This window comes from Kitasatospora sp. NPDC048365 (assembly GCF_043200835.1).
In the GTDB taxonomy this organism is placed as follows: Bacteria; Actinomycetota; Actinomycetes; order Streptomycetales; family Streptomycetaceae; genus Kitasatospora; species Kitasatospora terrestris.
Window position 1 is genome coordinate 16,505 of the sequence record NZ_JBICYJ010000073.1, and the last position, 12,595, is coordinate 29,099.

Here is a 12,595-nt window from a genome sequence, read left to right on the forward strand (position 1 = left end):
GGGCGGGCGGAGCGGTGGGTGGCCGCTCAGGCGGTCCGCTGCGCCACCGCGCGGGCGACGGCGCGGACGGTGGGTTCGCGCATGAAGTCGCCGAGCGGGTGCTGGTACCCGAACCGGTCGCGGATCCGGCTGAGGATCCGTACGGCCTTGAGCGAGTTGCCGCCCAGGTCGAAGAAGGACCGGTCGAGCGGGACCGACTCCAGCCGCAGTTCGGTGCACCACATCAGGTGCAGGGCCTGCTCGGTCGGATCGGCGGGGGCGCCGGTGGTCGTCGCCGTGGCCGGGCCGGGCTTCGCCGCGACCGGGTCCGGCAGGGCGTCGGCGCGCAGCTTGCCGCTGGCGTTCACCGGCAGCCGCTCCAGCAGGACCCAGTGGTCGGGGACCAGGTAGGCCGGGAGAGCGGCGGCGAGGGCGGTGCGCAGCGGCGCGCTCCACCGGGGGTCGAGGTCGACGCCGGGCGTCGGGCCGACCACGTACGCCACCAGGTGGGCCTCGCCGTCGCCGTCCCGCCGGGCCAGCACGGCCGCGTCCCGGACGTCCGGCAGCCGGGCCAGCGCCCACTGCACCTCGCCGGGCTCGACCCGGTGGCCGCGGATCTTCACCTGCTCGTCGGTACGGCCGAGGAACTCCACCGTGCCGTCGGCACGCAGCCGGACCAGGTCGCCGGTGAGGTAGCGCCGCCCGGCGTCCGCGTCGTCGACGAAGCGCCGTGCGGTGAGGGGCTCGTCGCCGAGGTAGCCGAGGGCCAGGCCCGGCCCGCCGACGGCGAGTTCGCCGACCGCGCCGACCGGCACCGGCCGTCCGGCGGCGTCCACGATGTGCACGCCCGCGTTGTCGACCGGCCGGCCGATCGGGACGCGCGCCTCGTCCAGGTCGGTGACCCGGTGCGAGAGGGCGATGACCGAGGCCTCGGTCGGGCCGTACTCGTTGAACAGCTCGACGGACGGGTGCCCGTCGAGGAACCGCCGCAGGGCCGGGGTGGCGACCAACTGCTCGCCCGCGAGCCGCACTTCGCGCAGGGTCGGGACGTCCAGGCCGTGCTCGACCAGGTAGCGGAACGGGGTGCCCGCCATGTGCAGCCGCTCCACGCCGTGGCGGCGCATCGCGGCGGACAGCTCCGCCGGGTCGCCCCGGAGCTCCTCCGGCACCAGCACCAGCGCCGCGCCGGAGGCGAGCGTCGCGAAGATCTCCTGGACGCTCACGTCGAAGCCGGGCGAGGTCCACTGCAGCGTGCGCAGCGCCGGGCCGGTCCGCAGCTGCCAGCGCACCAGGTTGACCGGGCCGCGGTGCGGCACCAGGACGCCCTTGGGCCGGCCGGTCGAGCCGGAGGTGAAGATGCAGTACGCCGGGGAATCCGGGTCGACCGCGGTCTGCGGCCGGGTCGCGGGCAGCGCGGACCGGTCCTCGTCCACCAGGACGGTCGGCAGCGCGTGGGAGGCCCGGTCGGTGCTGTCCGTCAGGAGCAGGGCGGTGCCGGCGGCGGACAGGCAGTGCGCGACCCGGTCGGCGGGCAGCGAACGGTCCAACGGCAGGTACGCGGCACCGGACTTGAGAACGGCGAGCAGCGCGACGACCAGCTCGGGACCGGCCGGCAGGCTCACACCGACCACCACGCCCGGACCGGCGCCGATACCGGCGAGCGCGTGCGCCAGGCGATTGGCGGACTCGTCCAACTCCCGGTAGGTGAGCGCGAATCCGTCGCCGAGCAGGGCGGGTGCCTGCGGGTCGGCGTCGACGCTGCGCTCCACCAGCCGATGCAGCGGCTCGGCGGACGCGCCGGTGTCCTCGCCCTGGACGGCGGCGAGCGCCGCCCGGTCGGCGGCGGTCGGAGCGGTCAGCGCCGACAGCCGGGCCGGTCCCGCCCGGTGCAGCAGTTGCTCCAGGTAGTCGAGGACCCGCCGCACCGTGGACTCCTCGAACCTCCCGGCGTCGTACTCCACCGCGCAGCGCAGCCCCTGCCGGTGACGGGTCAGGTAGAAGGTCAGCTCGAACGGGGCACGGTCGCTGGGCAGATCGACGGACTCGATGCCGACGCCGGGCGGGGCGAACTCCAGCGGGGTGTGGTTCTCGTACTCCACCATCACCCCGAACAGCGGGTTGGCCCCGGCGACCCGCTCCGGGTTCAGCGCTGCCACCAGCTCGTCGAACGGCACGTCCTGGTGCTCGTACGCGTGCAGGGTCCGCTCGCGCACCCGCCGGACCAGCTCGTCGAAGCCCGGGTCGCCGGACAGGTCCATCCGCAGCACGACGGTCTCGATGAACATGCCGATCCGGTCCTCGGTGCCCTCCGGCCGGTTGGCCACGGCGGTGCCGAGCATGAAGTCGTCCTGCCCGGCGAGGCGCCCCAGGACCGTGCCGAGCCCGGCGAGCAGCACCATGAACGGCGTCGCGCCGACGGAGCGGGCGAACGCCGTGACGCCGTCGGCGAGCTCCGGGCCGAACTCGTGCAGCAGGCTGCGGCCCCGGGCGCCGGACGGGCCGGCGGTGGACGCCGGACGGTCGGCCGGCAGCGCCAGGACGGGAGCTCCCGCGAGCTCCGCCAGCCAGAACTCCAGACTGCGGGCGGCCGACGCCGGCCCGGCGGGCGGTTCGTCGGCGAGCGGCGCGAGGCCGGCCGGTGGCTGCGGCCACGCGCGGTAGTGCGCGGCCAGGTCGCGGCAGAACACCTCGGTGGAGGCCGAGTCGAAGACGATGTGGTGCGCCAGCAGGAACAGTACGTGCCGCTCCGGAGCCAGCCGGGCGAGCCGGAGCCGGACCAGGGGCCCGGTCGCCAGGTCCAGGACGGTGTCCCGCTCGTCGGCGAGCAGCCGCGCGAACGCCTCCTCGTCCGGCAGGCCGCTCAGGTCGACCGGCGGACACGGCAGCGGCGCGGGCGGCAGCGCCACCTGGTGGAGCTCGCCGCCGACCTCGCGGAACACGGTGCGCAGCTGCGGATGGCGGGCCGCCACCCGGTCCAGCGCCCCGCGCAGCGCCTCGACGTCCAGCGGGCCGGTCAGCACCAGGGCCTTGGGCTCGTGGTAGTCGGTGCGGCCCGGGTACATCCGGTCGACCAGCCAGAGCCTGCGCTGCGCGGGCGTGGCCGGCGTCGCCACGCCCGGCAGCGGCGGCGAGGCGGGCACCGCGGCGGCCGGGGCGGCCGGGACGGGCACGGCGACGGGCACGGCGACAGGTACGGGCTCGGGCGCGAGTGCCGGGGCGGCGGTGCGCGGCTCGGGCAGCCGGGCGGCGACCGCCGGCGGGGTGGGGTGCACCGGGGCCAGCGGCGCGAGCCGGTACGCGGGCGTCGCGGGTGCGGGTGCGGGTGCGGGTGTGGGCACAGGCGTGGGGACGGGGGCCGTTCCGGCGCGGGACGGCGCGGGCCGGTGGATGTCGCGCAGCCGCGCGAGCAGCGGGAGCGCGGCCAGCAGGCGGTCGGTCGGCACGCCGAAGTCGACGAAGCAGGCGATCTCGTCCGCGCCCGCCGCGACCACCGCCTCGGCGACCGGCCGGCAGCTCTCCGGGCTGCCGATCAGCGCCCGGTCCTCGCAGTAGCGGTCGAACGCGCGGTCCAGCAGGAAGTCGACGTCCTCGGGGTCGGCCCGGTCCAGATCCGCACCGAGGCCGAGGCTCTGCGCGAAACCGCCGAGTAGGGACAGCGAGGAGCGCAGGTAGGAACGGAACGGACCGGCCGCCTCCCGACGGGCCTGCTCCGGGTCGGCGCCGAGGTAGCTGTGCATCAGCACGACCACCCTGCCGCCCGCCGGGTCCAGCCCGTGCTCGGCGCGGGTGCTGCGGTAGAGCGCGATGTTGGCGGCCAGGTCGGCCACGCTCTGGGTCATCAGGTTGGTGACGACCCCCAGGCCCTCGGCGGCGGCCCGGCGGTAGCTGTCCGGGTTGCCCACGACCGCGACGAACATCGGCGGCTGCGCCTGCACCGGACGGGGGAACAGCCCCACCTCGACCGTCGCGCCGGTGCCCGAGACCGCCTTCACCCGCTCGCCCGCCCAGAGCCGGCGGACCGTCTCGATCCCCTCGTACATCAACTCCCGGTGGCGGCCGTAGTTCTGCGGCGCGAGCACGAAGTCGTCGGCGTGCCAGCCCGACGCGACACCGATGCCGGCCCGGCCCTGCGAGAGGTTGTCCACCACCGACCACTCCTCGGCGACCCGGATCGGGTCGTGCAGCGGCAGCACCACCGACCCGGCGTGCAGCCGGATCCGGGAGGTGCGGGTGGCGACCGCGGCCGCGAGGACGGACGGGTTGGGGAAGATCCCGCCGAAGGAGTCGAAGTGCCGCTCCGGCAGCCACAGCGCGTGGAATCCGCTGAAGTCCGCGAACTCCGCGGCGGCGAGGACGTGTTCGTACTTTCCGGCGGCCTGCTGGTCGGGGTAGTCGCCGAAGAAGTACAGGCTGTAGTCGCAGGCGGACGGGCCGGCCGGCGGACAGGCGGCGGGTGCGACGGTGCTGGGCGCGACGGCGCTCGGCGCGACCGGCTCGGCGGCGGGCTGCACGGCGGGCTGCACGGCGGGCGTCGCGGTGGGCGTCGTGGTGGGCTGTGGGGCCGGTGTTGCGGTGGCCCAGAGCGAGAGCTGTCGGTCCATCAGGCCGGTGACCTGGGAGAACATGTCCTGCGCGACGCGCAGCTGGGTCTCGCACAGCTGTGCCAGCTCGCCGGCGACCGGCTGCGGGGCCGGGACGGGCGTGGCGGGGGAGGAGTCGGCGGGCACGGTGGGTTCGGCTCCCGGGGTTCGGACGGAGGCGTCGGGCCCCGGCGGCTCGGCCGGGGCGGCGGGGCGGACGGTGGTGTTCGGGGCGCGGAGCTCGGCGGGCGCGGTGGGAGGTGCCGCCGCTGGGGCGGGAGGCTGGGCGCCGCGGGTGGCGAGGAGGCCGGCCAGCCGGCGCGGGGTGTCCGCCTCGTCGAAGAAGGCGCGCATCGGGACGCGTACGCCCAACTCCCGTTCCAGCCGCCGGGTCAGGCCCACCAGCGACAGCGAGTCGCCGCCGAGGGCGACGAAGGTCCGGTCGGCGTCCAGGCCGGCCGGGTCGAGACCGAAGCGTTCGGCCGTCAGCCGGGTGACCCGGTCGAGCAGCCCGTCCGCCGCAGCGGTCGGCGCAGCGGCCGGCGCGGGCGGCACGGGCGGGACGGGTTCCGGGCGCGGCGCCGGGACGGCGGCGGTGGCCCCGGCCGGCACCCGCCGGGCGAACCGGGTGCGCCGGAAGGGGTAGCCGGGCAGGGAGATGCTCCGCCCGCCCTCGGTGAGCCGGGCCCAGTCGAGCGGGTGGCCGGCGCAGTGCAGTTCACCGGCCGCCAGCATCAGCGCCGTGTCCTGCTGCTCGTCGCGCAGCTGGGAGGTGGTCCAGGCGAGTTCGGGCAGCGCGCGGCGGCCGAGGCGGGTGAGGTCGTCCTGCGGGCCGAGTTCGAGGACCGTCGCGCAGCCGCTCGCGTGCAGTCCGGCCAGCGCGAGGTCGAAGCGGACCGGTACCCGCGCCTGCCGGACCAGGTAGTCGGCGGGCGGCACGGTGCCGGCGTCCAGCCGCAGGCCGTCCGCGGCGGTGACCATCGGGACGGCCAGCGGGGCGAGCGCGCAGGCGGCGACCGCCTCGGCGAGCGGCTGCAGGACGACGTCCAGCATGCCGCTGTGGAAGGCCCGGTCGACCGGCAGCCGGCGGGCGGCCACCCCGAGCCGGTCGAGGACCTCGTGGGCGTGGCGCAGGGCGAGCGGCGTGCCGGAGACGACGAACGTCCCGCCGCCGTTGCGCGCGGCGAGCTCGGCCCCGCTCTCGCGGGCCACGCGTTCGGCCACGGCCGTGTCGGCGCGGAAGGCGAGCATGCCGCCCTCCGGCACCGCGGTCTGCATCAACTGCCCGCGCCGGGCGGCCAGTCGGACGGTGTCGGCGAGCGACAGCGCCCCGGCGGCGTACAGCGCGGAGATCTCGCCGAGGCTGTGCCCGAGGACGAGTGCCGGTTCGACGCCCCAGGCGCGCCACTGCTCGGTCAGCGCCAGCTGGAGGGCGACCAGCGCGGGCTGGCCGAGCGAGGTCGGCAGCGGCTCGTCCGTGCCGCCGTCCGCCAACAGTGCGGACAGCAGACCGGGTTCACCCGTGGCGGCGCGGTGGGCGTGCTCACAGCGGTCCAGCGTCTCGCGGACGACGGGCAGGGCCGCGTACAGCTCGCGGGCCATGCCGCGCCGGGCGGACCCCTGGCCGCTGAAGGCGAAGGCGATCGGACCCGGCGTACCCGCGCCGGGGGTGCTCTGCCGGGAGCGCCGGCCCGTCCCCGGGAACGTGTCGGACGCCAACCCGTCGAGCGCGAGCGCGAGTTCGGCGGCGGAGGCGCCGGCGACCGCGGCCCGGACGGCGAACCGGGGCCGGGTCGCGTGGGTGGCGGCGACGTCCGCCACCGCGAGGTCGGGGGCGGCGCGAAGGTGCTCGGCCAGTTCGGCGGCGCACCGGCGGACGGCGTCCTCGTCCCGGCCGGAGAGCGGCACCACGCGCGCACCGGGGGCCGCGGCGGCGTCCCGGGTGCGCACCGGCGCCTCCTCCAGCACCGCGAAGGCGTTGGTGCCGCCGACACCCAGGGCGTTGACACCGGCCCGCAGGACGGTCGAGCCGCCGGGCGCGAACGGCAGCGGTCCCACCTCGGTGGCCAGGTACAACGGGCCGCTGCCGAGGGCGAGTTCGGGGTTGGGCCGGGTGAGCGCGCGGGTCGGGACCAGCTCCCGGTGGCGCAGCATCAGGATCACCTTGATCAGCGCGGCCATGCCGGCGCAGCTGTCCAGGTGCCCGATGGCGGCCTTGACCGAGCCGACGGCGCAGAACCCGCCGGGCCCGTCCGGGCTGTCGGCGCCGAGCGCCTTGCCGAGTGCGGCGAACTCGACCGGGTCGCCGACCGGGGTTCCGGTGCCGTGCGCCTCGACGTAGCTGAGGTCGGTGCCGCGAACTCCGGCCCGCTGCAGCGCCTTTCGGACCACCTCGACCTGGCCCTGGACGCTGGGCGCGGTGAATCCGATCTTGCGGGCGCCGTCGTTGTTCACGGCGGTGCCGGTGATCACGGCGAGCACCGGGTCGCCGTCGGCGAGGGCCGCGGCGAGCGGCTTGAGCAGGACGACGGCGACGCCGTTGCCGCCGACGGTGCCGTCGGCGCCCGCGTCGAACGGCCGGCAGGCACCGGTCGGGGAGAGCACGGACTCCGGGTGGTAGCGGTAGCCGGTGCCCTGCGGCAGTTGGAGGGAGGCCGCGCCCGCCAGGGCGAGGTCGGCGTCGCCCTCGCGCAGCGCCTGGACGGCGAGGTGCACGGCGACCAGCGAGGTGGAGCACGCGGTGCGCACGCCGATCGCGGGCCCGGAGAGGCCGAGCCGGTACGACACCCGGGAGGCCAGGTAGTCCGGCAGGCTGCCGAGGGCGGACTGCATCCCGTCGGCCAGCTCGGGGTCGGGCGCGGCCGTGTCGGACTGGTAGCCCGTCAGGTTGGCGCCCTCACCGGCGTAGACGCCGATCCGCGTCCCGGCCGCGGCTTCCGCGTAGCCGGCGCTCTCCAGGGCGTGGTAGCTGCACTCCAGGAACAGGCGGTGGGCGGGGTGGGTGAGTTCGGCCTCGCGCGGGCTCAGGCCGAAGAACTCGGGGTCGAACTCGTCGGCCCCGGCGAGGAACCCGCCGACGGGCACCCGGTCGGGGGAGGCGATCTCGGCCTCCGACAGCCCGGCCTCGCGCAGCTGCTCCGGGCCGAACGCGGTGAGATGGCCGGTGCCGGCCCGCAGGTTCGCCCAGTACTCCTCCGGGGTGGCGGCGCCGGGGAAGCGCAGCCCCATGCCGATCACCGCGATCGGCTCCCCGGCGGGCATCGGCTCCCTCGGGGCGTCCCCGCGGAGCGCGGGTGCGGTGGTGTCGATGCCGAGGTCGGCGAGGTGGTCGGCGAGACCGACGACGGTCGGGTGCTCGAAGAAGGTGGCGACCGGCAGGTCGACGCCGAGCCGCTCGCCGAGCAGGCGCCGCAGCCGTACCACCGAGACCGAGCCGAGGCCGAGTTCGTAGAACGGGCGGTGGTCGTCGCCGCCCGCCGGGTCCAGGGTCACCGGGGCGAGTGCGTCGATCTCGGCGCGCAGCAGGGCCAGCAGTGCCGCCGGGTCCACCGCCTGCACCTCGGCCGGGGCCGGAACGGGCGTCGGGGCCGGAGCGGCGGCCGTGGCCGAGGTCGGGTCCGAAACGGCGGCCGGCTCCGAAACGGCGGCCGGGGCCGGAACGGGGGTCGCGTCTGGGGCCGGCGGCTGGGTGGTGAGGCGGGCGGCGAGTTCGCGGCGCTGGACCTTGCCGCTGGAGGTGCGCGGGAACTCCGCCGCTGCCAGCGGGACGATGTGGCGCGGGAAGAGGCCGAGGCGGCGCAGCACCTCGCGGCCGATCTCCGCGCGGGTCTTCTCGACCGGGCGGTCCCCGGAGGGGGCGAAGAACAGGGCGAGCGCCTCCGTCCCGAGCTCCTCGTCGGGGACGCCGCAGGCCGCCGCGCCGCCGGCGGCGACGCCGGGCACTGCCTCGACCACGGCCTCGATGGCGTGGCACGGGTGGTTCTCGCCGTTGATGACGACGATGTCCTTCTGCCGGCCGATCATCACCGCCTGGCCGTCGCGGATGAACGCCAGGTCGCCGGTGTCCAGCCAGGGCAGGCCGCCGTCCGCGTCGGCGACGAAGGTCCGGGCGTTGGCCTCGGGGTTGGCGAGGTAGCCCGGGGTGTTGCGGATCGAGCGGACCTGGAGGAGGCCGACCGTGCCCTCGTCGACGATCCGGCCGTCCGCGTCGACCACGCGCAGGCTCGCGCCGGGCGCGGGCGCGCCGACGGCGACGAAGGTGGTGCACAGGTCGTCCGGGACGTCCTCGCCCGCGGTGACGGTCGCCCCGCCGAGGCTGTCGGTGCGCAGCCGGTGCAGGCTGCCGGGGGCGCGGTAGCGGCTCCAGCTGATCGCGGTGGTGGTCTCCGTCATGCCCCAGCAGGGCACGAAGCAGTCCGGGTCGACGCCGTACGGCGCGGTGGCCGCGAGGAAGCCGTCCACCACCCGGTCGGGGATCTGCTCGCCGCCGCTGACCAGTGTGCGGACGTGGGAGAGGTCCCAGGCGGGGGCGGCGCCCTCGGCCAGGACCGAGCGGATCAGCCGGAAGCCGAAGGCGGGCGCCCAGGTGTGCCGGGAGCGGTGCTCGGTGACCAGGTCGAACCAGCGCACCGGGTCGGCGAGGACCAGCTCGGTCGGCACCTGGACGTTGTCGCTGCCGAGGTACACCGGCAGGACGTGGTACAGCAGCAGGGCCGCGCTGGCGTCCACCGGCAGCCAGCTGAGCGTGGAGTCCTCCTCGCCCCAGCCGAGTGCCTGCCGGCTGCCGGGGAGGAAGTCGAGCAGCGCCTCGTGCGTCAGCGGGATGATCTTGGGCGTGCCGGTGCTGCCGGAGGAGAGCATCAGCAGCGCCGGGTCGCTCCCGGCGGGTGCGGGCGCGTCGGCGACGTCGTCCGCACCGGGCTCCGACTCCCGCCGGGCGGTGGCGTCCAGGACCCGCAGCCCGGCGGTTGCCGGGTGCCCGGCGAGGTCGGCGGCGCCGGCGGCGTCGGTGAGTACCCGCGGGTCGTCCAGCAGCCGGCAGGCCCCGGCAACCCGCTCCACCGAGCGGACCCGGGCCTCGGCCTCGCGGCGCACGTCCACCGGCAGCGGGACGATCCCGCCGAGCACGCACGCCCAGAACGCGGGGAAGTAGTCGGCGAGTTCGAGTCCGTACAGGACGAGCGTGTCACCGGGCCGCAGGCCCTCGCGGCGCAGGGCGCCGAGCACCGTCCGGGCGCGGGCCAGCAGTTCGGGGTACGGGAGCGGGGCGGCCGTGCCGTCCGCGCCGACGACCACCGTGGCCCGGTCCGGCCACCGCTCGGCCGCCCGGGTCAACACGGCTGCCAGGGTGGGTGGTTCGTCCTGCTCCCGGCGCACCGCCGGTCCGTGGCAGATCGCCTGCCGACGCTCTTCGGTCTGCTCGGTCCGCTCGCTCATCGGTGCACGTCCCCCGTTCAGCGGGTACGGCGCCAGAAGGCGCCGTACCCGTCGATGTCCTTGATCTCGTCGTCGATGCCGTTGGCGCGGCGGTAGTCGTGGACGGCCTCGGCGCAGACCTTGATCAGGTAGTCGTCCACGATCACGAAGCCCCCGACGGAGAGCTTCGGGTAGAGGCTGGTGAGCGCGTCCATGGTCGACTCGTAGAGGTCGCCGTCGAGCCGCATCAGGGACAGGCTCCGCACCGGCGCGGTCGGCAGGGTGTCCTTGAACCAGCCCTGGAGGAAGCGCACTTGGTCGTCCAGCAGGCCGTAGGCCTCGAAGTTGCGGCGGACCTGCTCCAGCGGCACGCCCATCACGTCGTTGAGCAGGTGGGTCTCCAGCTCCGCGTCGCCGGGGTGGCCCTCGGGCCCGACCACCGGCATGCCGCGGAAGGAGTCCGCGGCCCACACCCGGCGGTCCGTCACCCCGTGCGCGCGGAGCAGGCCGCGCAGGAAGATCGACGTGCCGCCGCGCCACACCCCGGTCTCGATGAAGTCGCCCGGGACGCCGTCCGCGAGGATCCGCTCGACGCAGTACTGCACGTTGTCCAGCCGGCGCAGGCCGACCATGGTGTGCGCGGTGCTCGGCCAGTCCAACCCGGCGTGCCGGCTGATCGGGTCGTACGCGGTGTCCGGGGCCCAGTCGCTGGGCAGCGGCGGGTCCTCGTAGACGGTGTTGGTGAGGGTGCGCTTGAGCAGGTCGATGTAGAGCTCGACGCCGGTGTCCACGGCGGGCCTTCCTGTCGCGACGCGCGCGGACGGACCCTCGGCCGGGGCGGGCAGCAGGTCCGCCCGGACCAGGTCGACGGCGTGCGCGGCCTGTTCGGTGATGTAGAGGTGACCGGCCCCGGGGAGCGTCCGGATGTCCACCGGCCGGCCCGCCGCCTCGCGCCAGTCCGCCGGGTCGAACGCCTCGGTGACCGGGTCGGCGCCGCCCCACAGGACGGTGACCGGGCAGTTCAGGGGTGTAGCGGGCGGCTGGTGGCGGTGGGCGTCCGTCAGGCGGGCGTCCTCACGGACCAGGCCGACGTAGTACCCCATCGCGTCGCTGCTCGCCGCGATCTCCGGCGGGATGCTGCCGAGGCGCAGTAGGAAGTCGACCACCTGCGCGTCCGACGTCCCGGCACCCCAGACCGGCCCGAAACCGTGCTGCGGGGGCGGGCACGCCGAGACCACCAGCCGACGGGCCGGACGGAACCCCCGCTCCTGCAGCAGCCGCACGCCCTCGTACGCGATCAGCCCGCCCATGCTGTGACCGAGCACCGCCCAATCGGCCTCGCCGGCACCGGCGGTGACGAAGGAGGCGAAGTCCTCGGCGGCCTCCCGGATGCTCCGGTAGCCGGGTTCGGCGGCGCGGGTGCCGCGTCCGGCGTGCTCCATCGCCCGCATCTCGACCGCGTCCCCGAGCAGCGTCTGCCACTCCTTGAACGCCGCCGCCGTCCCGCCCGCGTGCGGAACGCAGAACAGCACCAGCCGGTCGTCAGGACCCCCCAAGACCGTCACCCTTCGCATCGGCGCAGCGCCCCCCGGCGCGTGGCTTGATCGGAAACGCCAATACAATGTCACATGCGCAATGGCATTCCAAGGGCCGAGTCGAACGGATCGACCCTGAGGGGTGGGAGGGTGGCGGCGACGGGCGGTGACCCTCAGCGCGGCAGGCGTGGTCGCAAGGGCTTATGTATCTGGAGGAATCGGGACACACTAGGCTGCTTGCGTGTACATGTCACTATTTGCTCTTGCCGCTCGGCGGGGCACAATCCCCGACATTCGTTCATATGAGCGCTTCGGCTCTGCATAATTCCGGTGGAGGACTCGTGGAGACCTCCACCGGAAGCAGAGGGGGTTCCGTGATCTCGCCCGATCAGAGTGGAGAGCTCGTCGAGGCCACCTACAGCTGGGCCCGGTCCCTGGGGACGGCGTTCGGCGGAACTGAGCAACGCAGGCCCGAAGTCGACGAGCTGACGGCCCATCAGGTGAACGCGGCTGTTCTGCAGGCCCGGCAGCGGGTGCTGCTGGTGGAGGCGGCCGAAAGCGCACCCGGCCCCCGCTGTTGGTTGGGGTTGCTGATCGCGGCGCTCGCCGAGAGCGCCCGGCGGGGCAGGGACGTGCGGCTGCTGATCGGCGGCAAGCGGCCGTGGTGCCCGGAGCGGGCCGCGGAGTGGGCGGCGCTGGACGACCTGCGCCGGGCGGGCGTGGCCGTCCGGACGGTGCCCGGCCTCGTGCCGTCGATGCTGCTGGCCGACGCGGTGGTCCTGCTGGGCGCGGCCCGGGAGGCGTCCGGCGGTCCGGGCGACGTGCTGCAGGTGACCGAGCGGCCGACCGCGCAGGTCGCGCACCACCTGGCGGCGATGCTCTGGGAGAGCGGCGAGCCGGTGTTCTGAGCCGCCGTCGGGTGGGTCATGGCGCCGGATTCGGTGTGGTGGGGGGGGGGGGGGGGGGGGGGGGGGCGGGCGGGGGGGGGGGGGGGGGGGGGGCGGGGGGCCCGGGGGGGGGGGGGCCGGGGGGGGGGGGGGGGGGGGGCCCCCCCCCCCGCCCCCCCCCCCCCCCCCCGGGCGGGGT

The 12,595-nt window shown here is 75.9% G+C and carries 3 protein-coding genes; 1 reads left to right on the top strand and 2 read right to left on the bottom strand.

Going from position 1 to position 12,595, the window contains the following annotated elements; all coding sequences use genetic code 11:
- Nucleotides 1–26: 26 nt before the first annotated feature.
- Nucleotides 27–9,995, bottom strand: coding sequence for an amino acid adenylation domain-containing protein (locus ACGFX4_RS39480; protein ID WP_393085686.1), 9,969 nt, complete (start codon nucleotides 9,993–9,995; stop codon nucleotides 27–29).
- Nucleotides 9,996–10,012: 17 nt separating this feature from the next.
- Complete coding sequence (locus ACGFX4_RS39485; RefSeq protein WP_393085688.1) at nucleotides 10,013–11,530, bottom strand: alpha/beta fold hydrolase; 1,518 nt, start codon at nucleotides 11,528–11,530, stop codon at nucleotides 10,013–10,015.
- Nucleotides 11,531–11,883: 353 nt separating this feature from the next.
- On the opposite strand from ACGFX4_RS39485, the gene ACGFX4_RS39490 reads away from it, so the two are divergent.
- Nucleotides 11,884–12,417 (top strand): hypothetical protein, encoded by a 534-nt coding sequence (locus ACGFX4_RS39490; RefSeq protein ID WP_393085690.1) that lies wholly within the window; start codon nucleotides 11,884–11,886, stop codon nucleotides 12,415–12,417.
- The last annotated feature ends 178 nt before the right edge of the window (nucleotides 12,418–12,595 follow it).

Excerpts from the sequence above, each read along its gene's own strand:
- ACGFX4_RS39480 (WP_393085686.1), bottom strand. The coding sequence starts at position 9,995 with ATGAGCGAGCGGACCGAGCAGACCGAAGAGCGTCGGCAGGCGATCTGC.